We start from the raw sequence: 24,128 nt of genomic DNA on the forward strand, positions 1-24,128 counted from the left end.
CCTAACAATTAAGAGTTGTTATAAGGTACTGATTCCAGCCGGAAAGATTACATTGAAATAGGTAGCTATTAAAAAGTAAAAAAGCTGACTGTCCAACAAAAAGCGTAAACCAAACAAGGAAAAACAAAGTTATGGGATTATTTGATCGCATTAAGCGAGTAGTTAGTTCTAACCTCAACGACCTGGTTAACAAAGCCGAAGACCCCGAAAAAATGCTAGAACAAGCCATCCTGGAAATGCAGGAAGACTTGGTACAGCTGCGTCAGGGAGTAGCCCAAGCGATCGCCGCCCAAAAACGCAGTGAGAAACAGTATAATGATGCCCAAAATGAAATCAATAAATGGCAACGCAATGCCCAACTAGCCCTACAAAAAGGTGATGAGAACTTAGCACGGCAAGCCCTAGAGCGGAAGAAAACTTATACGGACACCAGCACTGCCCTAAAAGCTAGTTTAGATACCCAAAGCACTCAAGTTGAAACCCTCAAGCGCAACTTAATCCAGCTAGAAAGCAAGATTTCTGAGGCTAAAACCAAGAAAGAAATGCTCAGAGCCAGAATCACCACTGCCAAAGCCCAAGAGCAACTTCAAAACATGGTCAGTGGGATGAATACCAGCAGTGCAATGTCTGCCTTCGAGCGGATGGAAGAAAAAGTCTTGATGCAAGAAGCCCGCGCCCAGTCTGCTGGAGAATTAGCAGGTGCTGATTTAGAAAGCCAATTTGCCCGGTTGGAAGGTAGTAGCGATGTTGATGATGAATTGGCAGCTTTGAAAGCGCAAATGCTACCACCCGCGACTCCAGTCACTCAAGCACAACTACCACCGCAGCAAGAAACCACTCCTGCTAAGTCTAATGAAGTGGTTGATGCCGAGTTGGATTCTCTACGCAAGCAATTGGATCAATTATAAAATTGATAGAAAACTTATTTAAGCCAGTCCCACGCCTGTTGGTTGTGGGATTTTACGTCATTAGTCAATAGTTAAGAGTCAAAATAACTATGAATTATTGATTATGGACTATTGACTACTTTGGGATAAAGTATTGTGTGTGCCAACTTCGATCGCCACCTGATGGAGACTGTAATGAGTAAGGCTGTAATCACCATAACTGATGCTGAGTTTGAAACAGAAGTGTTAAAAGCTGAACAGCCTGTATTAGTTTACTTTTGGGCTTCTTGGTGCGGGCCTTGTCAATTGATGTCCCCCATGATTAACTCAGCTGCTACCCAATATAGCGATCGCCTCAAAGTCGTGAAAATGGAAATTGACCCTAACCCACTCACTGTTAAGCAGTATCAAGTGGAAGGTGTCCCCGCTCTCAGACTATTTCAAGGCCAGGAAGTTTTAATTTCGACTGAAGGAGTCATCGGCAAAGATAAATTACTCGAACTCTTAGATACGCACTTAAATAGTAATTAGTCAATAGTTCATAGCAAATGACTAATGACAAATGACTAATGACAAATGACTAATATGCAATTTGCAAAGCGTTTACAACCCCTGCAATCGAATGTATTTGCTGATATGGACAGAGCCAAGGCGATCGCTTTGGCCGCTGGACAGCAATTAATAGATTTGTCGTTGGGGTCTTCTGATTTACCAGCCGAGGCACACGTCATCGAAGCGATCGCCCAATCTCTCCACGATCGCAGCACCCACGGCTATCTTTTATTTAACGGTACTTTTGGGTTTCGTGAAGCCGCAGCCAACTGGTACGAACAAAAATTTGGCATCAAGGTAGATCCCCAAACTGAGGTACTACCTCTAATTGGTTCTCAAGAGGGTACAGCCCATTTACCCCTAGCATTACTCAATCCCGGGGATTTTGCCCTGTTGCTCGATCCAGGTTATCCCTCTCATGCTGGGGGAGTTTACCTAGCTAGTGGTCAAATCTACCCGATGGCATTACGGGCAGAAAACGCTTTTTTACCAGTGTTTGCTGATATTCCCGCCCCAGTCTTAGCTCAGTCGCGGATGATGGTATTAAGTTATCCTCATAATCCCACCTCCGCGATCGCTCCTTTATCTTTCTTCCAAGAAGCTGTCGCCTTCTGTCAGCAATATAATCTCGCCCTGGTTCACGATTTCCCTTACGTAGATTTAGTATTTGGGGAAACTGGAGACTGGGCAATGAATTCTTCCCAATCCCCATCGCCCCTAATCCCCAGAGGGGGCCCCGAGTTTCCCAATCCCCAGTCCCTAGTCCCCTCGATTCTGCAAGCCGATCCAGAGAAAAGCGTCTCCATTGAATTTTTCACCCTTTCCAAGTCCTACAATATGGGCGGCTTCCGCATTGGCTACGCAATTGGTAATGCCGAGTTAATTAACGCCTTACGCCAGGTAAAAGCTGCCGTTGATTTTAATCAGTATCGGGGAATTTTAAATGGTGCGATCGCAGCCCTAACTGGCCCTCAAGCTGGGGTAAAATCTGCTGTCGCTACCTTCCAGCAACGCCGTGATGCCTTCATCACTGCTTTACACTCCATTGGCTGGAATGTTCCTACTCCCAAAGCCACAATGTACATCTGGGCAAAATTACCCTCAGCTTGGAGTCAAAACTCCATAGAATTTTGTACTCAGCTAGTTAAACAAACTGGTGTAGCTGCTTCGCCTGGTGCTGGCTTTGGCAAATCTGGAGAAGGCTATGTCCGTTTTGCCTTGGTGCATGAGCCACCTTTGTTAGAAACTGCTGTGGAAAGAATTGCCCAATTCCTTCATTAAATTTCTTCTCAATCTAAACCCCAAGGATTTTTTGCGGCAAAGTCTATGGATAGAAGACGCAGCAAAGACGCACAGCCGTGAGCCCCTATAAATCAATACGGTTCAGTTAAGGCTAAAACCCCACATTCCGCAGGTATATCAGGTGAGAAGATAATATTTTCGGCAAGGCGCACCAAGAAATTGGAGAATCCATCGTCGTTCGTCAGTAAGATTGGTAATGTGTTGAAAGCCAGCGATCGTTACCAGATGAATCGACATGAAACATTGAAACACCCACCGCATCGTAGGAGAGGCAGTTGGTTTACCCAATTGATTGTTGATGGTTTGTTTTGCTTGAGCTAGAGCTTGGCGTAACGCCCGTTGTCCCAAAGTGTAAACTAACAAGCATAGACCCATGACCATTGCTAAAGCAGCAACACGTTCTTTCGAGTTGAGAAAAACACTGCTGGTAAAAAATAAAGGGTCTTTGAGAAAACGAAAACCACGCTCAGTAGATTGCTGGGCTTTGTACTGCTTGAGTAAGTCATCATTGCTCAATTGTTGAGCATCAAGAACATTGGTAGCCAAAATAAAACGTCCGGCTCGTTGTTTTTCAGTGGCAATTGCTAGCTCGTTAGGTACAACAGTCGCACGAATTTGATAGTAACACTGTTGTGGTTGAGCATCTTTACGTGGTCTGCCTGATTTGGCATGGCGTTTGTGTTCGATAATTTCTAGTTCAGCAAGTTCATGAAAGCGTTGCTGAGTCTCAAAACGCCCTGAAGCCTGTATCGCGTCTGCGGCACAAGCAAATTCTTGTTGTGACAACTGTCGCAGTTGAGATTGTGCTTGTTGGAGGTGCTTAGTCAGACGTTTTTCCAGTTGCTTTAAATCTGCTGCGGCACGAGCTTCACTTTCCACCACTAGCCAACGCTGTTTGACTCCACCATAATCGCAGCAACACTCTGCTATTCGGTAGCCTGTGACTATGCTATCCACAAAAGCTTCCTGACTCATTTTCTCCAAGAGTAATTGGGCAGTAGTCAGTGTGGCTGGAACTCGTGATAGCCATCGCAAAGAATCCATTTGTTTAAGATTGCCTTCGGTGTAGAGTGCTGCATCCGCTACAAACAAAGCATCTATTTCCCATTGGTGACGAAATTCTTTCAAGATTTGAGCAAACACGGCTGAGTCGGCTTCATTCCCATCTGCCACTCTTAGATTTAGATATAGAGGAATATCCCCGTCTCCACTGCACATCAGGTCTACAATAAACTGTTTCAGGTCTGGTCGATGATCTCTTGAGTATCCTTTTGTGATTGTTATCTCTCCTGGCTTGCCTGAACCTTCTGTTGAGTTGTTGGTATATTCTCCATGCACATGAAACGAACTTGAATCCAAGTGTAAACTGTCCTTTTCCACCCCAAACTTCTTGGCTGCTGCCAGTGCTACTGTCACAAATACTTGTGTTAATCCCGCTTCATACAGTTTGTCCAAGACTCTGCCCAAGCGGTCATCATTCAAGTGTTCTGGACTTATACCTTCCCCTAGTAAATGCTCTGTGGCTTTGCCTACAAAGAACTTCTCAAATAGGTATAGTGGCGCACTTACTAAACCCAAGCCATTGAGAATCATTGCTTTGACTGCTTGACCTGAACTGACTATTTCTTGGTGATGTGTTCCCAGTATTTGGTTGATTTGCTCTACCAAACACATTTGATCAATAATCCCTGCCACTATCCCACAGTGGTCAATATCTTGTACTCTTATTTCTGATACTGATGGTGTCATTCATCAAAAATACCATTGATCTCCTCTCTTACCTGCGGAATGTAGGTAAAACTCTTTGTCAAATTCAATTTTTTTTACGTAGACGCAAAGCAGCTTGCCGCAGGCTACCACAGAGACACAGAGAAGCCAGTGCGCCCTTGCGGTTCCCCGACTTGTTCGCGCAGCGTCTCCGACAGGAGAAGCAACTGGCGCGGCACAGAGAGAATAAATAAATGCTTAACTGAACTGTATTGCCCTATAAATGACTGTATTATACTGAATTTAAAATAACCTATACGTAGTTTTTAATACTTTTGTTTTTAAGAAAAATATGTAATTAAACGTATAAAACTCTAGAAATATTCTTCATATTTTATTGATAATCCGAAGGAACTTTACCCAATCAGGTCTCCCCGTCTCTTAAAGTTGGTTTGTACGTTCAGCTACCAAAGATGGCTAACAATGCAGGTAGCATTTTCAAGCTGCTGTATTGCCAAAAGCCTGTAGTCAAGATAGCCCAAGCCTATAAACGGCAATAGTTTAAAACTTAACTTCCAAACTGACAGAGACTTGAAAACAATGAAGATGACTTTTCAGAAACTTGTAATTGGCGCTTCAATGGCTATTGGTGTGAGCGCTCTTGCTACTCCAGCACAAGCTGGCACGCTGACTGGCGCTACTATTGGTGGCACAGCAGCCAGTGATTATTACGTCTATGATTCCGATGCTAAAAATACCTTCAAAGTAGAAAATCCTAGTGCCAATGATGTACAAAAAGTTCTAAGTGGTAACGCCGTCAGCCCCACTGGAAATGTGGAGCTACGAGCTAGCAGTGAAGCAGCAGGTTTTGATTTCACTAAAAACACCAGCTTGACAGGTACAATCGGTGGAAAAACCCTGACTCTAAGCAGCCTTACTTCAGATGATTGGTTTGGAGTCGGTAAAACAACTACAACCTATGGGTCAAGTAATTTAGCTAACACTTGGTTTAGCCAGGTTTTAAGTTCTAATAACATTACTAGTTCTGTACTCGGTGTGTTGGGCTATACTAAACAAACTTTGTTTACCACCTTTCTTACAAGTGGCGGATTTCAACGCTTTAGTGACCCGAATATCTCCTATGTCAATCAAGATGACACTAGTGGTTTAATCAGTATTGGTTTAGCAGGTCACTTAGATGCCAAACCCCTTCTATTTCCAGGGCTGCCGTCTCAGGTGTCTAACTTATTTACATCTCCATTACAAGCAAGTGAATTAGTCAAATACACTTATGACGGTAAGACTGACTACTTGTATAGCTTTAAAGCTACCAACTCTGGTTTACTTGAAAAAAGTGATGGCATATCGCATAGTGGTAATTATGAAGTCACCATCAAAGGTGTTGTACCTCCCGCAGCAGTCCCAGAACCATCAGTAATACTTGGTCTGTTGGGTGTAGCTGGTGTCTTTGCTACACAACGCAAATTGAAAAAAGCATCTATTTAAGAAGATTGCAAGTTCAAAACTACAAATAAGTAAGGGAGCTAACAGCTCCCTTTTTTATGAATACTTTCTTCGAGCAATAAGATAATTTGATTTTCTAAGTTATATATCAATACGCTTGGGTTAAGAAAAATTGGAGGTTGGCTGAACCAAAAAGCAATCTAACAAAGCTATGAAAATCTTGGGTTTCGTTCCTCAAACGCCACTTGCTTCCCCATAGGGGTACAAGTCGGGAAACCGCAAGGGCGCACTGGCTCCCCAACCTACACAACTTAAGGTTTTTGGCGCTAACTGAACTGTATGGAGTTATATATTTTTAATAAAATTTACAAAAAATGAATCGTTTGTAAGAGTCTATATATTTATATCCTTACCAACGTCCTTATAACAGCAATTTCGTGCAGTTGTATTATTTTACCCTCAAATCCAGATAAAACCTATTCTATGAATGGCAATTAGCCTATTATTACTTCTAGTATTACTTAAGCAATTTACCCATAAGAATTGGTAACTTGACTTTTTAAAATCAGTCTTTTATTTAATAGTATAAATTGTGAAAAACTCGTAAAGAAAAGCTTAACAATTGATTAATGTTATCTTTGATCGTACTATTATTAAGTATTGGAGTACAGGTAAATGTGATTTATTAATATCTTTGACTATATTACATAAGTCAATTTTCTATTAATTTTACAGTTTAAATGTACTACCGTTTTAGTTTATGGTAATAATTGTTGGTTTTACTTAAGATAATCAGATAAGAAGTAGCAATGACAGCACAATTCTTCAATATAGATCAGCCATTGCGGTCACACAAAGTTAGACGAATTTTGCTAGTTGAAGACCATTATCTCAATAGATTGTTACTGAGTGACTATCTAAGTTACTCTGGGTACGATGTCCAAAGCTTATCTGAAGGCTCTACTTTTTTCTCTACTATAGATAAATTTAAACCAGATTTAATGTTATTAGATTTGAAGTTACCAGATATTGACGGTTATTCGCTCTTAAAACAAGTCCAGCAAAAACCTGATTTGTCAAAAATACCTATCATTGTGGTTTCCGCTTTTGCTTTTAAAGCAGATCAAGAATTAGCTATGAGTTTAGGCGCACGCCGATATTTTGTCAAACCTCTAAAACTCAAGGAGCTTATACTTACAATTGAAGAAGAGTTGACTTGTTGCCACAGGTAGAGTTTTTTACTTGGCATACCTTTATTCGGCTTTTTGCTCTTCAATGAACTCTTCAACTTGTTGACTAATATGTTGTATGGAAGTGCCAATTTTCAAAATTTTATTTTGTACTTGTGCTAACAGCAAAACTGCGGTTTGCAGATCATTAAGCGTTTCAGCCATAGCTTCACGATACTGGGCTTCAAAGTCCTGTAGGTTCATAGTTTAACTGTTACCTTAATTATTATTATAACTATATTTATAATCATATTCGTAAATATAACTTCCTAAATCCGTTAAATCGCTTAATGTTATAATTTGAATTTATCATCAAAACTACTGTTTATAGTAATTAATTTAGATGCCATTTATATAAGCATATATCTGATTTTTCCTTAATTTTAACTAAGAATACATAAAGCTATTAACTTAATAAAATAAAGTTTTAAATAATGAAATATTCCCTCTATTAAAATATTAATTATAAACTCAAAAAACCAAGTTTGGATTCTGACAGTAACAGATGACAAATAAGATAATATCTACAAAAACTCTTATCTGCTCCAAAATTGTGATATGTGCAGCAAGGCATCTAGTAAACTTTGGTAGAAGTTACTTATCTTCATTTACAAGTGGATTTTGCCCCAAGTCTTGTTGGTGGCAGGATTTACGCCAGCTTGTAAACCAACCAAGCTGCCGGTACTCTGTTGGATAACTCGTAGGTAGTCGCAGAAGTATCTATAAATTAAAAATATCTTTACTTTATATTTAATTGATAATTACTCTATGAAATCGGCACGAAAAAAGAATTTTTCTTAAAATAGAGAAAGATTACCTAATTTTGATTGTGACAATATCTACTCAAATACTACCACTGGTTAAAGAGCCGGAACGACTGGAAAATCGTCTAGCTGAAATTCCACCGGAACCGGGGGTTTATTTTATGCGGGATAAGAGCGATCGCATTATATATATAGGTAAGTCACGGAAGTTGCGATCGCGTGTCCGTTCTTATTTCCGCGATGGGTACAACAAGACTGAACGCATCGCTACAATGGTCAAGTTGGTGACAGAAATTGAATTCATCGTCACTGATACTGAAGCCGAAGCTTTAGCGCTAGAGGCCAACTTGATTAAGCAGCACCAGCCATACTTCAACGTGCTACTCAAAGATGATAAAAAATATCCCTATCTCTGCATTACTTGGTCAGAAGATTATCCACGAATTTTTATTACCCGTAAACGTCAATTCGGCAAAGAAAAAGATAAATTTTACGGGCCTTATACTGATGCTGGTTTATTACGAGAGATTGTCCGTATCTGTAAACGCATCTTCCCCCAGCGACAACGGCCTCAACCACTTTTCAAAGACCGTCCGTGCTTAAATTATGATTTAGGGCGTTGTCCGGGTGTGTGTCAAAAGCTGACTTCACCAGAAGAATATCGCAAAATTGTTCAAAAAATAGCGATGGTATTCCAAGGGCGAACTCAGGAACTAATTGATATTCTGACCCAACAGATGAACGTCGCCGCTGAGAACTTGAATTTTGAGTCAGCAGCACGGATTCGCGATCAAATTTCTGGGCTAAAGTCGCTGACAGCCGACCAAAAAGTATCCTTACCAGATGATACAGTTTCACGGGATGCGATCGCACTGGCAGCTAACGAAGAACACGCTTGTATTCAACTATTCCAGATTCGCGCTGGGCAATTGGTAGGGCGTTTAGCCTTTGTAGCGGATGCTCATGCAGAACCAGGAGCTATTTTACAACGAGCTTTGGAGGAACATTACCAAACTGCTGACTCAGTGGAAATACCCTTAGAAATCCTGGTACAGCATGATTTACCAGATGCGGACATATTGGCGGATGTCTTAACTCAACGGAAAGGGAAAAAAGTCACGATTTTGACTCCTTTGCGGCAAACTAAGGCAGAATTAATTGAGATGGTAGAGCGAAATGCTCAGTATGAATTGCAAAGAATGCAAAAATTTGGCGATCGCAATCACCAAGCAATGCAAGATTTAGCAGCTATTCTGGATTTACCAGATGTACCTCACCGCATTGAAGGCTATGATATTTCCCACATTCAAGGGTCAAATGCTGTAGCTTCGCAAGTTGTGTTTATCGACGGTTTACCCGCCAAACAGCATTATCGCCACTACAAAATTAAAAATCCCACTGTGACGGCGGGACATTCGGATGATTTTGCTAGTCTTGCTGAAGTCATTGGGCGACGCTTCCGCAAATATGGGGAAGATCCGCAACTAACACGTTTGGGTAATCCAGACTGGCCTGATTTAATCATGATTGATGGCGGTAAAGGTCAATTATCATCGGTTATCGCCGTTTTGCAAGAGATGAATTTATTAGAAGACTTGCGAGTTGTGAGTTTAGCGAAGCAGCGAGAAGAGATTTTTTTACCGGGTGAATCTAAACCCTTGACAACTGATGCAGAACAACCAGGGGTGCAGTTGTTGCGGCGACTGCGAGATGAAGCACATCGGTTTGCAGTGACTTTCCATCGTCAGCAGCGCAGTGATAAATTAAAGCGATCGCGTTTAGATGAAATTCCTGGCTTAGGACATCATCGACAAAAGCAGCTACTAGGGCATTTTCGCTCAGTTGATTATATTCGCCAAGCTACAACCCCACAACTCGCACAGGTTCCAGGAATTGGGCCGCGTTTAGCTCAAGAAATTTACGATTATTTTCATCCCGCTTGAGGAGATTAGTAGTCTGTAAAATTTCAATTGATGTATGAATAAACAAGTTTGTAGTAAGGGCTAAAGTCCTTACTAAACACCCTTAAAACTAGCTTGAAAAAGTATTAGTTCCACTCTCGCAGAGGATTCTGTTAAGTTTATCTGCGAGAGTTTAAGATGTGTAAATACCGTAATTTTACAGTATTGCGTAACTATGATAATTTTGATTAAATTTTCACACCAGAATTTCACCTCATAAATCTTGCCAGCAAATATTAACTAATCCTTAAAATAAATATTTTGTTACTAAATATACAGTATTTTCTGTAGTTTAATTTTTGAATACAAGAACGGCTTTTTTTTGTATCTGTCCAAGATGACTATAAATAAGCCTCTCTCAAGGCATTCGTAATAGGGATCAGTAAATCTCTAAGCGTCATTTCATTAAAAAATAATTTATGTACCTAAAGTAAGAGGGTAAAATCACTTAAATTATAGGATAGTATAGAGAGAAATTGAAGTTTTTTCAAATCTGAAATTTTGTTTAAAATAATTAGCCAATATTAAAGTCGTTTGTTAAGTTGGGTCAGACCAAAATTTTTTCTACTTTAACTGGCAGTTTTCTCAAATAAAAAATAAATTACAACCAGGGGTTTTAGAATGCAGACAGTACAAAAGATTTACTGCCCAAATTGCGGCAGCCAAGCAGAACGTTATTATATTTCTGATAGTCAATTAACTCGAACACAATGCTCTAGTTGTGACTACTTGATGATTAGTTGTACTCGTACTGGCAAAGTCATTGAGGCTTATGCACCAGGAATTTATGCACAGCGCTAGATAATAAAAATTAAAAATTGGAGAATGTTTTCTCTAATTTTTAATAATAAACTTACTTATGAGAAATTCTGAAGACTTTACAAATTCTCCTTCTGTTGTCTGAGCTGTTGCTGTCGTCTCTGTTCTTGTAATCTAAATTCTTGTTGTTGTCTAATTTGTTGATCTTGTCTGAGTTGTTGATCTTGTATTCTCAGTTGTTGCTGTCGAGAAAATTCTTGCTGTTGTATTCTCAGTTGTTCCTGTTGTAGCCTAAATTGTTGCTGGCGGAGCATTTCTTGCCGTTGTCGTGTAAATTCTTGCTGTTGTATTGTCTGCTGCTGTTGTAGTAGTTGTGGTTGTTGAAGGTTTTGCCGTAGCCATGTTTCCTTCATTCGTTCTTGTGTTTGCTGATTTTGCTGCTCTTGCTGTTGTCTGATTCTTTCTTGAAGCGAATCTTGCGTCTGGGGATTCGTCTGAATTATTTGTGCAGATGCAGGAGAATTAATCGATAAAGCGTTGGCAAGCACAATCAATGGTAGCCATACTTTAACCAACGATAAGCGATTCAACATACAATTATTTCCTCAATTGTTATAAGTTGGGTTGAGCGATCGCTAAACCCTTAAAATGTCAACAGAATTGCCCTATATATAAATACAGGGGCTTGGAATAGTTAACTAAAGCTAATGTTTTATTTACCGTTATAGGCTTACGGCTGACTACGCCAACATTCTTGAGTCAGTGACGTGTTCTACATATTAGTGCATTGAGAATAGCTTTCTAAATCAAGGTTATATCCAGTGCATTCTCTTGATTTTTCATAAAACTGTCGCTTTTTAGATATTCATCTTAATTAAATTATACATTTAAATAAATTTTTTACATGGTTTGCCGGATTCCCGTAAATCTACCTGCGGTGGGTAAGTTAACAAAGGGATCTCAAGCGGTTTTACGCCGTAGATAAACACAGATGTATCTGAAGACATATCTGTGTTTATCTGCGGTTTCATATTCATTCATAAAATTGACTACAACAAGTTTAATTTTTACTTGCTCTCAATTGTCCGCAAGCAGCATCGGCTTCTAAACCACGGGAATAACGCACACTCACAGCAGTATTTTGTTGCTTAAGGACGTTGACAAATGCTTCAATGCGATCGCGGTTGGGGCGTTTGTAGTCTACTTCTTGGATGGGGTTGTAAGGAATCAAATTCACATGACTTTGAAATCCTCGCATACATTTTGAAAGTTCTAATGCGTGTTCTGGCAAATCGTTGACACCAGCTAAGAGAACATATTCAAAGGTAACGCGCCGTCCAGTGATTTCTACATATTCTCGACATTCAGCCAGCAAATTTTCTAGAGGATAGGCGCGGGCGCTGGGGATAAGTTTTTCTCGCAGTGCTTGGTTGGGTGCATGGAGACTGACAGCCAGAGTGATTTGCAAATTATTTTGCGCGAACTGACGGATGCGATCGCGAATACCAACTGTAGAAACTGTAAGCGATCGCTGCCCAATACCGATATCTTGATTTAGAGATTTCAGCGCTGCTAATACATTCTCAGTATTCAACAACGGTTCACCCAATCCCATGAACACGACATTGCTAACCCGTTGCTGAAAATCTTCTTGCACAGTTAACACCTGATCGATAATTTCATGCCGTGCTAAGTTGCGCTTGTAGCCTCCCTTACCAGTAGCGCAGAAATCACACGCCATTGGACAACCCACCTGGGTAGAGACACAAACAGTCAGACGGGCTTTTGGGCCTTCTCCCCTTTCTGCAAAGGTGGGGATACCAACAGTTTCAATAATCTGCCCGTCTGCTAATCGTAAAAGATATTTGACTGTGCCATCGGGAGCCTCAGAGCGGTAATGTAAAGTTGAACGCCCAATAGGGATTTCTGCTACTTCTGCACGCCATTGCTTAGAGAAGACAGAAATATCAGCTAGCGATCGCACTCCTTTATCATAAATCCATTCATGCAGTTGCTTTCCTCTGTAAGCAGGTTGTCCTTGTTGCTGCACCCAAGTGCTTAACTCCGCCAGAGAAGCACCGAGAAGGGGAGGGATTAATTCTGATTTTTCTGGGTTGTGTGAGTCAACCTGAGATACAAGAGGCGTAGCAGACATAAAGAAATCAAGAGTTGATGTAGGATCTCTATCCTACACCTGCTAGATCAAGTTAGTCTTGACCAAAGAAAACGGGGAATTAACCAAAGGTTGTACCGTTCCAGCCCCACATTGCACCCTTAGCGTCTGCAAACTCAATGTAAATCCGATTTTTCGGCACACCTAGAGTTTGGTTAATCTGTTGGCAAAAGTCTTGACTCATCGCTGCGGTTTGATCTGGCTTCATCGCGCCAATGCTCTTAATTTCAATGTAGCAAACTGGATCTGTATTCCCCGCAAAAGTCATGGGAATTTCTGGCTCAAAAGCAGTCATTACATAAGATTCTGGTTTTCCCAAATGTTTCGCTAACTTGGCTGATAGGTTTAAAAGCATTGACTCAATTTCAGCTTTTTGAGGAGCAGATACAGAAGTTTGCACTTTAATTAATGGCATAGTACCGAATTAGAAATTTGAATTTTATTCACACTGTTAAGTTTACCGAACCGTGACCAGATAAGGGGAACAAGAGAAACAAGGGGCAGTTTTCCCAATTCCCAATGCCCAACATTTAGTTATGAGATGAGCGAAACAGGTGATTATGTTCGGGATGATATAAACGCGATCGCCCTTTTGCTGTCGAGAGGGCTGGACTGATTATATAAAGCGTAGTACGAATTAGTTTTTCTTTCTGAGTACATTCCGCCATTTCATTCAGGGGGACAACCTTAATTTTTTCATCAGGCCATCCGATGCGAAAGCAGATTGCAATTGGGGTTTCGGCTGGATAATGTTCGAGTAGTTTAGCTTGGGCATTTTCGACGTGACGCGCACTGAGATATAAACAGAGGCTAGCCTGATGTGCCGCAAGAGTAGCTAATTCTTCATTGGCTGGTACTTCTGTACGACCACTGATCCGGGTCAAAATGATGGTTTGGACTAAACCAGGCACAGTTAGTTCCACTTTGAGTTTGGCAGCCGCAGCTTGAAAAGCGCTGATACCAGGTATGACTTCAAAAGGAATATTTGCCTCTGCGAGGAGGTGCATTTGCTCGTGGATAGCGCTGTAGAGACTAGGATCGCCAGAATGGAGACGGACTAGAGATTTTTGCTGTGATCGCACCCTATCGATCATAATCGGCAAAATCTCTTCTAAAGTCTGATTCGCAGTTCTAATTATCTCCGCATCTTTTCGGCAAAGTTCTAAAATCTGTTCGGGTATTAGAGAATCAGCAAATAAAATCACATCAGCAACAGCGAGTAGTTTCTGCGCCTTCACCGTTAATAAGTCAGGATCTCCAGGACCTGCTCCGACAATATACACAGATGGTTCTATGGCATATAGTGTTTTTTTATAACTGAGGTTTTCTGTATATTCACTTTTAAAAGAACCCACGGCAATCTCTCAAAAAACTTTTTTGATATTTTCTCAGTATCTTTCCGGATTCACCCTCTTTCCCTAGTAGAGAGTAATGGTAGATGCACCCTGGTTAAGCCCTAGAAAATATTCTGGGGCATTTTTTATTTTTGGATATCGGGAATTGGATATCGGGAATTGGGCATTAGTTATTATTCTTTCTCTGCTTCCCCTGCTTCCCCTGCCCCCCTGCCCCCCTGCCCCCCTGCCCCCTGCCCCCTGCCCCCCCTGCTCCCTCATCCCCTCATCTCTCCATTCCCTTTGGGAGTAGGCACTACATCAGGTAAAGGGCGTTTGAGTAAGTAAAGCCAAGCTAATCCAACTAATCCAAATAAAATTCCTAGACTACTGACTACTTGTGCCATTCGTAATGGCCCCAGCATCAAGCTATCAGTACGGAAACCTTCAATCCACAAGCGTCCTAAGCTGTAGGCTGGCCAGTAAACTAAAAACAGAGTGCCTACCTTTAAACGTGGTTTACCAGATAAAGACCGGAAAAACAACGTTATGAGTAGCGTAAACACCATTAAATCCCACAGAGATTCATACATAAAGGTGGGATGGAAGTAATCGAAACTAGCATATTCTAAAGGACGATGGTCTGGTGGAATATAGAGCTTCCAGGGTAAATCAGTAGGATCGCCAAAAGCTTCAGAATTAAAGAAATTGCCCCAACGTCCGATCGCCTGCCCTAAAATCAGCGAAGGCGCTACTAAATCCGCTAGCTGCCAGAAAGAAACCTGCTTGATTTTGGCAAAGATTAACGCAGCTATTACGCCACCAATAATTGCTCCGTGAATGGCAATACCTCCTTCCCAGATAGCAAAGATTTTTCCTGGAGTTGGGGCATATTTTGACCACTCAAAGAAAACGTAATATAGCCGTGCGCCGGGAATTGCCCCAATCAACAACCAAAAAAACAAATCGCCTAGCAACTCAGGATTAACATTACGGCGCTTTGCCAATTCTTGAGAAAGGATTACGCCAATTAATACTGCTGTAGCAATTAATAAGCCATACCATCGGATACTTAGTGGCCCTAATTTCACCAGAATGGGCCCTGGAGAAGTAAATTGAAACGCCAATAGCAAGGTGGAAAAATCCAGTGCCATGAGAAATTACCTAGAAAAGTTTGTTAACTACCCGCGCACTTTGCTAAGTACGGAGTTTTTTACATCTCGAATACTGAAACTACACTTAAAATCCAGCATCCATATTTAGGAGTCTAATTCCTAACGCCTAGTTGAGCATAACTTGTGTCACAAAAACAATTGAGTTTACCATTCTTGCTCAGAGCGCAAGATGGTAGATTTGAGTAAGTTACACAAAAGAGTTTCGATATAATCACCTAAACAACTTTGATATATCTAAAATTGTGATTGCTATTTATCCTGGTAGCTTCGACCCCATCACCTTGGGCCACCTTGACCTCATTCAGCGCGGTAGTCGCCTGTTTGAGCGGGTAATTGTCGCTGTACTGCGGAACCCAAACAAAACGCCACTTTTTAGCGTGCAGCAACGGTTAGAGCAGATCCGTCTTTCTACACAACATCTACCTAATGTAGAAGTAGACAGCTTTGATGGTCTTACCGTAAACTATGCCCAAATGCGACATGCACAAGTTTTGCTTCGGGGTTTACGGGCTGTGTCAGATTTTGAAGTGGAACTGCAAATGGCTCACACCAATAAAACTCTTTCTACCCAAATAGAAACAGTTTTTCTAGCAACCTCAAATGAATATAGTTTTTTAAGTAGTAGTGTGGTAAGAGAGATTGCAAGGTTTGGCGGCTCTATCGATCATCTCGTTCCCCCACACATTGCCCTAGATATATACCAATGCTACAATCACAACTCTCCAATGTTGAACCCAATCTCAACGGAAGCAATCCCCCCCCTGAAGAATATGTCGGTGGAGAGGGAAGCATAGATATTCAGCAGGAACTCAACCGCCTAGAGGAAATAGTTCTCTCTAGTCTCAGGATTCCTCTGACGGGACGCACTCTCATAGATGAAGAAAAGCTGCTGGAACAACTTGATTACATCCGGCTTGCTTTACCATCACTTTTTCAAGAAGCAGCAGCCATCCTTAACCAAAAGGATGAAATTCTGCTAGAAGCGGAAGAGTATGGACAGCAGGTTGTTGAGGCCGCGCAAGCAAAAAGAGCGCAAATCTTAGCTGAAAGCGATATTATTCAACAGGCTGAACAGGAAGCTGAACAACTGCGGCGACAAGTGCAACAAGAGTGTGAGGGAATAATGCAAGAAACCCTCGCCGAGATTGAGCGCAAGCGGTATGCTTGTCAGCAAGAGCTAGAGCTTATGAGACAAACTGCGATCGCTCAGGCTCAAGATATTGAAGATGGTGCCGATCAATATGCTGATGGCATTTTGGGCAATATCGAACAGGATCTCAAAGATATGTTGCGAATTGTCACCAACGGACGACAACAATTGCAAATTGATAACCTCACGCAGCGCAATTCACCTCCCGGTAAAAAAAGATAGAGGCTCTAAGTAAGAGATGAATAAAAATTATAAGTTGGGTTTTGCTATTGCTTAACCCAACAATTTTTACCAAGAGATATTTTTTTGGAGAACCTACCGAGTAATAGATTTAAAATTTTGGTTTGTAATTAAGCAGGATTTTTAATAAATGCTTACTCTGGCTCAAGTTAATTTTGGAATAAATCTAGCTGCTTTAATTGGAATTATTTATTTGCTTTTGGCAATTGTTTACTTTCTTTTAACAGTAGCTTGGCTAGCCCAACGTGGCACTAGGCTTACAAGTTGGGGTTTAGCCCTTTACATTATTCAAGTGATATTTACACCAATTATAATGTTAATGTGCGGGATGATTTTGTTTTTTCAAGGTTGGCGCTTAGATCCAATTCTTCAGATTGAGCAATTTTTACTGTTGCTATTAATTATTTATTTCACTATTAAAGATATTCTAATTAATGCAGTTTACAGAAATAGATGATTTTCGCATTGGTAGAATGTTATTACTAATATAATAATCCTAAAATATTCTTGTTCAACCAGATCCCCTACTTCTTTGATAAATCAGGGATCTAGGTGTTGCAAATTCATCAAAAACGCAATTAATATCTGATTACAGAGTGTAAGTAAAATCTTTTACCAGCATACCGGGAACTAAACTACCTCCTAGTTGGCGACTATCATAAGTGCCTACTTCGGGAATGAATTCTTGAAAATCGGTCAAATCTACTAGGTTTTCTCCCCAGAAGCGATAAAGACTTTCATCAAAACGTAAGTTTTCAATGGGAGCAATAATTTCTCCGTTTTCTACCCAAAAACAAGCATAACGGGTCATACCTGTGATTCTACCAGTTTGGCGATCGCTCCAATTCAAGTAATGCAAATTTGATAGATACAATCCTGTATCCAATCTCGGAAGAATCTGCTCAAATACTAAATTTCCTGAACTGATTTCTGGCGCACGGAGAGTCTCTGAACCATTAGCACCATTGGCAGTTTTTTGATATTCCTTAGCAGTGCGAGAATTAACCAGAGTGTTTACCAAAAGTCCTTTTTCTATTACAGGTAACTCCGGTGCTGCCATTTCTCCCAATTCATTAAATCGGGGTACTAATCCGCGCTGAAAGTTTTCTTTCAAACTAAATACTGGCGAAAGTTGTTTTTCTTGACGCGATAAAGCAGCTAAAGCACTATTTCCTTGTTGGATATCAGCTTCGCTGATAGCTCCCCAAGAAAGCATGACTAATAAATCTGCAACCGCAGCAGGTGCAAAATAAGTTTTGTATTGTCCTCGTGGCAGTTCTTTACATGGACGAGCAAGCAATTCGAGTTGTTTTTTAGCTTCGCTAATTTTGGCTATATAAGCAGATTTATTCCAATCACTTCCTGCAAATGTGCCCTTAACTGCTTGCCCAGAAGCGGAAAATAGAGAATAATCTAAGGTAAAAGAATCAGTAGCAAACCAGTGTTTTTGACCACTGGAATCACCATAACCTTTAATTACTATCCCTCCAGCATATATGCCAGTAAAATCTAATTCATTAACTTGTTCTAATACACTTGATACTACCGCTTCTTCTGCCAATAAATTTCCAGAATGTACTTCACGACTGGTATTAGTTCCTGATGGTAAAACTAGATATGGATCGATAGGTAATAGAATCAGTTCGTCACGTAATTCCTGCAAAGCGGAATATGCTAATTGCCAGTCTAGATCCCAATTTCCAGTAAAGGGAAACTGCCTAACACTACTGCGTTGATCTGACATCAGAGTCAGTTCGATCCACCCATCAGCAACACAACCAGTTTGTCGCACTTTCGCATGGTTAAAACGAGTGAATTGACTTCTTTCACTACTGAGTTTGACAGTGAATTGTTCATTTTCTGCTTTTTTTATAAGCAGAGTTTCAATCAGTCGATTAAAGCTGACTTCTAACGCAGATAATTCCTCAATTTTCATGGATATTAAATATTAATAGGGAATAAGCTGGGGGAAAGTTAGGAGTTAAGAGTTAGGAGTTGAAGAGTTTTTGACCTCAAAACTGCTAAGTAGTTAGGCGTAAATAAATTAAAGCTTGTAGTAAGGACTTTAGTCTTAATAATCCTTGTTTTGAGCGATGAATCGCTCACTACTAACTAGGATTTTATTTTATGTTAATTCTGTCTACCTAAAGTACTACCTCTTCACTCCTAATTCCTAACTCCTAACTCTTAACTTTTTCAACTTCCTCCACCAAAAACTTCGACGTTAGCAAATACACAAACAGGGGAACCATGTCCTACCCAAATAGCCTGATTTGGTTCTCCTTTACCACAATAAGGAGTACCATACATTTGCCAGTTTTCAGCATTTCCTACTTGGATTAAGCTATGCCAAAATTCTGGTGTTGTGGCGCGATAGTTAGGATTGCGGAGGGTTTTAGTGAGTTTACCATTTTCAATTAATTTAGCGTACTCACAACCAAATTGGAATTTGTAACGGCGATCGTCAATTGACCAAGATCGGTTAGATTCCATGTAAACGCCGTGTTCTATGCCGCTAATAATGTCTTCAAAGCTAGCGTTTAGAGGCTCTAAATTCAAGTTACCCATGCGATCAATCGCTGGTCGATTCCATGAAGAAGCACGGGCACAGGCTACTCCTGATACACCTGCTCTGGCTTGACTCTCTAGACTACCCAAACCCCGTTGAAGTACTCCTTCTTTGACCAAATATTCCCGCGTTGCTACAGCACCAGTATCATCAAAGCCATAGCTAGCAAATTCACCAGCCACGGTGGGATCAAAGGTAATATTCATCAGTGGCGAACCATATACTAGGTTGCCAAAATCACTTTTATTAACGAAGCTGCCCCCAGCATAGTTACGCTCATCTCCCAAAATTCGGTCAATTTCTAGGGGATGCCCGACACTTTCATGGATTTGCAGCATCATTTGATCTGGGGCTAAAACTAAATTGGTACGGGTGGTTGGGCATTCTTCCGCTGTCAAGAGTTCTACTGCCTGTTCGCCAATTTGCCGCACGCGATGCCATAAGTTTTCTTGTTTTAATAGTTCGAGTCCGCCTTGGTAACAGTTTGCTTGGGAGCCGTTGTTGCTGCGCTGCTGTACAATTGACCCATCTTGGGCGGTGGCTCCGTAATGAGTAGCTATAGACAGAATTTTTTGATAAACTTCTGAGCCATTACTACTAACAAACCAAGACTCTCTCTCAATGGTGCTAGCACCGGCTATGGTTTGCACAATCTTGTCGTCAACTTTCAGCGTTTGGCAAATACGAACCAGTAAATCGTTGATTTCTCCCGGACTCAAAGCATCAAATGGTTCAAGGAATGGAGATTTATATTCACCAACAACTTTCGGGCGCTCACTTTCCCCAAAGGGATGTATCCACCATTCACTGGCTGCTAGTGCCTGTTTATAGGCTGTTTGGGCAGCAGCTTGTAGGGAAGACGGTTCCAGAGAGTTAGTGGCTGCATAACCCAGACAGCCGTTAACCAAAACTTCTAGCATGGCTCCAATAGTGAAGGATTTGCCATTTGCCTGGGGTAAGCCGTCACGGACTGAACGGCTTGTAGAAGTCTCCTTTACGGCTCTGATACCGATCCAATCAGCAGGAATGTCGAAACTAGCGATCGCTTTTTTTAGTTCAGACCACATAATTTAAGGGATTGGGGAATGGGGATTGGGGATTCGGGATTGGGGATTGGGATTGGAAAACCTTCCCTAGTCCCCAGTCCTTCTAATTCCGATGCCAACGTGTACCATCACGGCTATCAATTAGCGTAATACCTTCTGCTTGGAGTTCGTCACGAATGCGATCGCTTTCGGCAAAATTTTTGGCAATACGCGCTTCTTGCCTTTGCTGAATTTTCGCTTCAATTTCCGCATCGCTTAAAGCATCATTCACAAGCGTTTCCACTTCTGGGTTGGTTTCTAAACCTAACACTCCAGCCAATGTCACAAGTGTTTGCCATTCCTGAAGTAATTCATCTGCTGGTAGCTTTGTTTTCCCTTCATGTATCAGGATATTTCCTTCACCAATTAGTTCCTTAGCCACGAAAAATAGCCATGCTAATCCACCGGGGAAATTAAAGTCTTTGTTGAGAGCTTCGCAAAAACCTTCAGCGCTGGTGTGGAGATTGGAATTCATTTTCGTATCCAATGGCCAACCAAGTTGTTTTGCGTGTCCCCTAAAGAGTTGACCGTTGGGACGAAGTACGGGGTTACTTACTGCATCCAATGACCAACCCAGTTCTTTGCCATACTTATAGCCGAAGAGTAAACCTTCTTTAAGGGTGTGCCAACCGTTGGTTGCTGCGGCGATCGCTTCGTCGGTAAAATCTATGGGTGTACGATATTGAGCAGTCAGTACGAATAATCGCACTGCCATCGGGTCAACTCCTCGATCTAGCAATTCTCGAATAGTGACAAAGTTGCCCAAAGATTTGGACATTTTTTCACCATCTACCTTCACCATGCCGTTATGTAACCAGTAAAGCGACAGGGGTTTTCCTGTCACAGCCTCAGATTGGGCAATTTCGTTTTCGTGATGGGGAAAAATTAAGTCAGCACCACCAGCATGAATATCTATGGTATCACCCAAGCGATCGCGCACCATTGCCGAGCATTCTATATGCCACCCCGGACGACCTGCGCCCCAAGCTGACTCCCAAGCTGGCTCTCCTGGTTTTGCTGCTTTCCACAAAGCAAAATCGAAGGGGTCTTTCTTTTTCTGGTATTCTAGATCATCTACGTTGACGCGCTCGCTTTTCCCAGCTTGCATATCTTCTAACCTGCGTCCCGAAAGCTTGCCATACTCAGCAAACTGCCGGACTGCATAATACACATCGCCGTCAGCAGGGTAAGCAAAACCTTTATTTTCCAACTCATGAATTAACCGTTGAATGCCATTCATTGTGTGGGTGGCGCGGGGATATTCATCGGCTTCCTTGATTCCTAACCGCGCCATATCCTCAAAATATGCTTTGATAAAGCGATCGGCCACAGCTTCCATTGAAGAATTTTCAACACGGGCTCGATTGAGAATCTTGTCATCAATATCAGTAAAATTTTGGATATATCGGACTTCATAACCGATAAACTGGAGGTATCGGCGGATTACATCCCAAACAATGCAAGCTCTAGCATGACCCAAATGGCAGTAGTCGTACACCGTCACGCCGCAGTAATACATCTTAACCTTGCCTGGTTCGACTGTTTCAAACGGTTCTTGACGACGGGTGAGGGTATTGTAGAGTGTTAGGGTCATAACAGAGTAATGCTGAAATAAGAAGATACGTAATAATAGGGTAAAGCAGCTGGGATGGCAGTCCAGCATCCCTATGCTAGTGTTTTATGGACTATCTGCGCTACATTACTATTTTTTGATTATTTGATAACAGCGCTATGCAATCAGCAGTTACACCCGAATCTTCCGCAATGGATACGCCCAAACAAGGAATGCCAGTAACAATTATTACGGGTTTCCTCGGTAGTGGCAAGACGACTTTACTTAATCATATCCTCAACAACCAACAGGGTTTGAAAACCGCCGTTCTCGTGAATGAATTTGGCGAAATTGGCATCGACAACGAGCTAATTGTTTCCACTGGTGAGAACATGGTGGAACTAAATAATGGTTGTATTTGCTGCACTATTAATAATGATTTAGTAGATGCAGTTTACAAAGTTTTAGAACGCCAAGAAAATCTAGATTATTTAGTAGTAGAAACAACTGGATTAGCAGATCCGCTACCAGTAGCTTTAACATTTCTCGGCACAGAATTGCGGGATTTAACCCGCTTAGATTCGATTATTACCGTGGTAGACGCGGCGAATTACAGCCTAGATTTATTTAACTCTGAAGCTGCATACAGCCAGATTGCTTATGGCGATGTCATTGTGCTGAACAAGGCTGATTTGGTTGATGAAGCCACTTTGAATCAGTTAGAAGGAAAAATTAACGAAGTTAAGGAAGGAGCAAGAATTATTCGCGCCACGCGATCGCAAGTGCCACTTCCTTTAATTTTGAGTGTTGGTCTGTTTGAGTCGGATAAATATTTTGACACAGTGGTGGATGAACACGATCATCACGATCATGAACATCACAATCATCATGACGATCATGACCACTCAACATGCGGTCACGATCATCACGACCATGACCACGATCATCATCATTCTGACCATTTAGAAAATGATGGTTTTACTTCCATCTCTTTCCAAAGTGACAAGCCTTTTTCTATTAGGAAGTTTCAGTATTTCTTAGATAACCAACTACCCTCAAACATCTTCCGAGCAAAGGGGATTATGTGGTTTGATGAAAGTCCGAAGCGTCATATTTTCCACCTTTGTGGCAAACGCTTTACCTTGGATGATGATGAATGGCAAGGTCAATTGAAAAACCAACTAGTGCTGATCGGTCAAAATTTGGATCGTGAGGCTTTAATTACTCAACTAGAAAACTGTATTTGTCTACCTTCAACCTCTCGCGGTAAAGGGTTTGGGAAATAAAAGTTAGGAGTTAAAAGTTTACTACTCGTTCCCAGGTTCCACCTGGGAATGAATTCCCAATGATTCCGCCATATATTTTGATGGTTTGCTTTCTCACTCCCCTACATTACCAGCTTCTTCACCCGCCAACTGCTGTATCTGCTCCACGGATAAATTCGTAACTTTCGCCACGATTTCCACAGACATTCCCTCTTTGAGCAAATTCACCGCCACACGCCGCACCCCTTTGGCAAGACCTTCGGCAAGACCTTCGGCAAGACCTTCGGCAAGACCTTTGGCACGACCTTCAGCAAGACCTTCGGCTAAACCTTCAGCAAGGATAGCTTGATAAGTGACTGACTCTTGCATAAGTTCCCTCCGCAACAATTGTTGAATTATCTCCTTCTCTAATACTAGCCCAGCTAGAATGAACGCTGAGGCTGCAACATTGTTCTGGATACGTTGATTGGTAATTTCGGAAATTTCTTGAGCAACTTGTTGTAACGTAGCAGTGCGGTTATTTGTTTGACTTAACACCGCAAATGGTAATAATCCTGGATGCTCCAAAAATAAACTTGTTGGTTGCTCCCAAAGACGAATTACCTCGAACCGATGAGAAGTTTCTTCCAAAGTGAATGTGGTTTGCTGCACAAGTTCTGAGTTTGTCTGTTGTAGATAAATCACTACCTGACGCATTCGCTTATTTTTAAAGCGGCGATGTACTCGTAACCGATAGTCAATCATCCGAAAGGGTATATCAGCTTTGGGTTGGGTTTGGAACTCCAAATGCAGCACAACTTCATCGGATTGGAGCAATATCAGCGCATCGGCGCGGATTGGTTCTAGAGAAAGCTCAGAAGGCGTTAATTGTGTGAGGGTGATAGATTCTCCTAACAGCCAAGTAGCAAAGTCACTAGAGAAGGTTTCAGCGAGGAACTTACAGACGTTATCGAACATTAA

At 41.4% G+C, this 24,128-nt stretch carries 22 protein-coding genes; 11 read left to right on the forward strand and 11 right to left on the reverse strand.

The genetic code is table 11. From position 1 onward, the window contains the following. Window positions 1–131 precede the first annotated feature (131 nt). From FBB35_RS28620 to FBB35_RS28630, 3 genes are all read left to right on the forward strand, one after another. Complete coding sequence (locus tag FBB35_RS28620; protein WP_174712453.1) at window positions 132–908, forward strand: PspA/IM30 family protein; 777 nt, start codon at window positions 132–134, stop codon at window positions 906–908. Between the two features lie 174 nt (window positions 909–1,082). Then, entirely contained in the window at window positions 1,083–1,418 is a 336-nt protein-coding gene (locus FBB35_RS28625) for a co-chaperone YbbN (RefSeq protein WP_174713806.1), read from the forward strand. A gap of 54 nt (window positions 1,419–1,472) precedes the next feature. Beyond that, the gene (locus FBB35_RS28630; protein WP_174713807.1) at window positions 1,473–2,720 is read left to right on the forward strand and encodes an LL-diaminopimelate aminotransferase; all 1,248 of its coding nucleotides are present in this window, start codon (window positions 1,473–1,475) and stop codon (window positions 2,718–2,720) included. A gap of 138 nt (window positions 2,721–2,858) precedes the next feature. On the opposite strand, the gene FBB35_RS28635 is transcribed toward FBB35_RS28630, so the two are convergent. After that, window positions 2,859–4,490: an IS1634 family transposase gene (locus FBB35_RS28635; protein ID WP_174712454.1), complete on the reverse strand. Its 1,632-nt coding sequence runs from the start codon at window positions 4,488–4,490 to the stop codon at window positions 2,859–2,861. 558 nt (window positions 4,491–5,048) lie between these two features. Between FBB35_RS28635 and FBB35_RS28640 the strand changes: the two genes are divergently transcribed. Then, window positions 5,049–5,954, forward strand: a complete 906-nt coding sequence (locus FBB35_RS28640) for an NF038130 family PEP-CTERM protein (RefSeq protein WP_174712455.1) — start codon at window positions 5,049–5,051, stop codon at window positions 5,952–5,954. Window positions 5,955–6,721: 767 nt separating this feature from the next. Beyond that, window positions 6,722–7,144 (forward strand): response regulator, encoded by a 423-nt coding sequence (locus FBB35_RS28645; RefSeq protein WP_174712456.1) that lies wholly within the window; start codon window positions 6,722–6,724, stop codon window positions 7,142–7,144. Window positions 7,145–7,165: 21 nt separating this feature from the next. On the opposite strand, the gene FBB35_RS28650 is transcribed toward FBB35_RS28645, so the two are convergent. Beyond that, a complete protein-coding gene (locus FBB35_RS28650; protein ID WP_174712457.1) occupies window positions 7,166–7,345 on the reverse strand; it encodes a hypothetical protein in 180 nt (59 codons plus the stop codon). Window positions 7,346–7,970: 625 nt separating this feature from the next. On the opposite strand from FBB35_RS28650, the gene uvrC reads away from it, so the two are divergent. Both uvrC and FBB35_RS28660 read left to right on the forward strand, forming a co-directional pair. After that, a complete protein-coding gene (gene uvrC, locus FBB35_RS28655) occupies window positions 7,971–9,848 on the forward strand; it encodes an excinuclease ABC subunit UvrC (protein ID WP_174712458.1) in 1,878 nt (625 codons plus the stop codon). 639 nt (window positions 9,849–10,487) lie between these two features. Beyond that, window positions 10,488–10,667: a replication restart DNA helicase PriA gene (locus FBB35_RS28660; RefSeq protein WP_118168842.1), complete on the forward strand. Its 180-nt coding sequence runs from the start codon at window positions 10,488–10,490 to the stop codon at window positions 10,665–10,667. A gap of 77 nt (window positions 10,668–10,744) precedes the next feature. On the opposite strand, the gene FBB35_RS28665 is transcribed toward FBB35_RS28660, so the two are convergent. From FBB35_RS28665 to lgt, 5 genes are all read right to left on the reverse strand, one after another. Then, window positions 10,745–11,218: a hypothetical protein gene (locus FBB35_RS28665; protein ID WP_174712459.1), complete on the reverse strand. Its 474-nt coding sequence runs from the start codon at window positions 11,216–11,218 to the stop codon at window positions 10,745–10,747. A 467-nt stretch (window positions 11,219–11,685) separates the two neighbouring features. Beyond that, window positions 11,686–12,780: a 23S rRNA (adenine(2503)-C(2))-methyltransferase RlmN gene (gene rlmN / locus FBB35_RS28670; protein ID WP_174712460.1), complete on the reverse strand. Its 1,095-nt coding sequence runs from the start codon at window positions 12,778–12,780 to the stop codon at window positions 11,686–11,688. Between the two features lie 79 nt (window positions 12,781–12,859). After that, window positions 12,860–13,213: a phenylpyruvate tautomerase MIF-related protein gene (locus FBB35_RS28675; RefSeq protein WP_174712461.1), complete on the reverse strand. Its 354-nt coding sequence runs from the start codon at window positions 13,211–13,213 to the stop codon at window positions 12,860–12,862. A 115-nt stretch (window positions 13,214–13,328) separates the two neighbouring features. Next, a complete protein-coding gene (gene cobM / locus FBB35_RS28680; protein ID WP_254625719.1) occupies window positions 13,329–14,153 on the reverse strand; it encodes a precorrin-4 C(11)-methyltransferase in 825 nt (274 codons plus the stop codon). A 257-nt stretch (window positions 14,154–14,410) separates the two neighbouring features. Then, window positions 14,411–15,286 carry a prolipoprotein diacylglyceryl transferase gene (lgt, locus tag FBB35_RS28685; protein WP_174712462.1) on the reverse strand — a complete coding sequence of 292 codons (876 nt, stop codon included), beginning with the start codon at window positions 15,284–15,286 and terminating at the stop codon, window positions 14,411–14,413. 263 nt (window positions 15,287–15,549) lie between these two features. Here lgt and coaD point away from each other — a divergent pair, with 263 nt between their 5' ends. The 3 genes from coaD to FBB35_RS28700 all read left to right on the forward strand — a co-directional run bounded on the left by coaD (window position 15,550) and on the right by FBB35_RS28700 (window position 17,154). Beyond that, the gene (gene coaD, locus FBB35_RS28690) at window positions 15,550–16,101 is read left to right on the forward strand and encodes a pantetheine-phosphate adenylyltransferase (RefSeq protein ID WP_114081944.1); all 552 of its coding nucleotides are present in this window, start codon (window positions 15,550–15,552) and stop codon (window positions 16,099–16,101) included. After that, window positions 16,011–16,679 carry a DivIVA domain-containing protein gene (locus FBB35_RS28695; RefSeq protein ID WP_174712463.1) on the forward strand — a complete coding sequence of 223 codons (669 nt, stop codon included), beginning with the start codon at window positions 16,011–16,013 and terminating at the stop codon, window positions 16,677–16,679. Before coaD ends, FBB35_RS28695 begins: the two co-directional genes overlap by 91 nt. Before the next feature lie 148 nt (window positions 16,680–16,827). Next, window positions 16,828–17,154, forward strand: coding sequence for a Ycf66 family protein (locus FBB35_RS28700; protein WP_174712464.1), 327 nt, complete (start codon window positions 16,828–16,830; stop codon window positions 17,152–17,154). Between the two features lie 132 nt (window positions 17,155–17,286). Here the strand turns inward: FBB35_RS28700 and FBB35_RS28705 are convergent, their stop codons facing one another. From FBB35_RS28705 to cysS, 3 genes are all read right to left on the reverse strand, one after another. Next, entirely contained in the window at window positions 17,287–18,633 is a 1,347-nt protein-coding gene (locus FBB35_RS28705; protein ID WP_174712465.1) for a TldD/PmbA family protein, read from the reverse strand. Window positions 18,634–18,893: 260 nt separating this feature from the next. Continuing rightward, window positions 18,894–20,333 carry a TldD/PmbA family protein gene (locus FBB35_RS28710; RefSeq protein ID WP_174712466.1) on the reverse strand — a complete coding sequence of 480 codons (1,440 nt, stop codon included), beginning with the start codon at window positions 20,331–20,333 and terminating at the stop codon, window positions 18,894–18,896. A gap of 82 nt (window positions 20,334–20,415) precedes the next feature. Beyond that, window positions 20,416–21,945 (reverse strand): cysteine--tRNA ligase, encoded by a 1,530-nt coding sequence (cysS, locus tag FBB35_RS28715; RefSeq protein ID WP_174712467.1) that lies wholly within the window; start codon window positions 21,943–21,945, stop codon window positions 20,416–20,418. Between the two features lie 137 nt (window positions 21,946–22,082). Here cysS and FBB35_RS28720 point away from each other — a divergent pair, with 137 nt between their 5' ends. After that, window positions 22,083–23,189 carry a GTP-binding protein gene (locus FBB35_RS28720; protein ID WP_174712468.1) on the forward strand — a complete coding sequence of 369 codons (1,107 nt, stop codon included), beginning with the start codon at window positions 22,083–22,085 and terminating at the stop codon, window positions 23,187–23,189. A 93-nt stretch (window positions 23,190–23,282) separates the two neighbouring features. Here the strand turns inward: FBB35_RS28720 and FBB35_RS28725 are convergent, their stop codons facing one another. Then, the gene (locus FBB35_RS28725) at window positions 23,283–24,125 is read right to left on the reverse strand and encodes an Rpn family recombination-promoting nuclease/putative transposase (protein ID WP_174712469.1); all 843 of its coding nucleotides are present in this window, start codon (window positions 24,123–24,125) and stop codon (window positions 23,283–23,285) included. Between the last annotated feature and the right edge of the window lie 3 nt (window positions 24,126–24,128).

The sequence above is a fragment of the Nostoc sp. TCL240-02 genome, assembly GCF_013343235.1.
GTDB lineage: Bacteria > Cyanobacteriota > Cyanobacteriia > Cyanobacteriales > Nostocaceae > Nostoc.

What these genes read in the sequence shown, in the direction of transcription:
- FBB35_RS28645 (WP_174712456.1), top strand. Translation starts at nt 6,722, where the DNA reads ATGACAGCACAATTCTTCAATATAGATCAGCCATTGCGGTCACACAAA.
- cysS (WP_174712467.1), bottom strand. Translation starts at nt 21,945, where the DNA reads ATGACCCTAACACTCTACAATACCCTCACCCGTCGTCAAGAACCGTTT.
- FBB35_RS28660 (WP_118168842.1), top strand. Translation starts at nt 10,488, where the DNA reads ATGCAGACAGTACAAAAGATTTACTGCCCAAATTGCGGCAGCCAAGCA.
- rlmN (WP_174712460.1), bottom strand. Translation starts at nt 12,780, where the DNA reads ATGTCTGCTACGCCTCTTGTATCTCAGGTTGACTCACACAACCCAGAA.
- FBB35_RS28650 (WP_174712457.1), bottom strand. Translation starts at nt 7,345, where the DNA reads ATGAACCTACAGGACTTTGAAGCCCAGTATCGTGAAGCTATGGCTGAA.
- FBB35_RS28725 (WP_174712469.1), bottom strand. Translation starts at nt 24,125, where the DNA reads ATGTTCGATAACGTCTGTAAGTTCCTCGCTGAAACCTTCTCTAGTGAC.
- FBB35_RS28720 (WP_174712468.1), top strand. Translation starts at nt 22,083, where the DNA reads ATGCAATCAGCAGTTACACCCGAATCTTCCGCAATGGATACGCCCAAA.
- FBB35_RS28705 (WP_174712465.1), bottom strand. Translation starts at nt 18,633, where the DNA reads ATGAAAATTGAGGAATTATCTGCGTTAGAAGTCAGCTTTAATCGACTG.
- FBB35_RS28665 (WP_174712459.1), bottom strand. Translation starts at nt 11,218, where the DNA reads ATGTTGAATCGCTTATCGTTGGTTAAAGTATGGCTACCATTGATTGTG.
- FBB35_RS28700 (WP_174712464.1), top strand. Translation starts at nt 16,828, where the DNA reads ATGCTTACTCTGGCTCAAGTTAATTTTGGAATAAATCTAGCTGCTTTA.
- FBB35_RS28625 (WP_174713806.1), top strand. Translation starts at nt 1,083, where the DNA reads ATGAGTAAGGCTGTAATCACCATAACTGATGCTGAGTTTGAAACAGAA.
- lgt (WP_174712462.1), bottom strand. Translation starts at nt 15,286, where the DNA reads ATGGCACTGGATTTTTCCACCTTGCTATTGGCGTTTCAATTTACTTCT.
- FBB35_RS28710 (WP_174712466.1), bottom strand. Translation starts at nt 20,333, where the DNA reads ATGTGGTCTGAACTAAAAAAAGCGATCGCTAGTTTCGACATTCCTGCT.
- FBB35_RS28640 (WP_174712455.1), top strand. Translation starts at nt 5,049, where the DNA reads ATGAAGATGACTTTTCAGAAACTTGTAATTGGCGCTTCAATGGCTATT.
- FBB35_RS28675 (WP_174712461.1), bottom strand. Translation starts at nt 13,213, where the DNA reads ATGCCATTAATTAAAGTGCAAACTTCTGTATCTGCTCCTCAAAAAGCT.
- FBB35_RS28635 (WP_174712454.1), bottom strand. Translation starts at nt 4,490, where the DNA reads ATGACACCATCAGTATCAGAAATAAGAGTACAAGATATTGACCACTGT.
- FBB35_RS28630 (WP_174713807.1), top strand. Translation starts at nt 1,473, where the DNA reads ATGCAATTTGCAAAGCGTTTACAACCCCTGCAATCGAATGTATTTGCT.
- FBB35_RS28620 (WP_174712453.1), top strand. Translation starts at nt 132, where the DNA reads ATGGGATTATTTGATCGCATTAAGCGAGTAGTTAGTTCTAACCTCAAC.
- FBB35_RS28695 (WP_174712463.1), top strand. Translation starts at nt 16,011, where the DNA reads ATGCTACAATCACAACTCTCCAATGTTGAACCCAATCTCAACGGAAGC.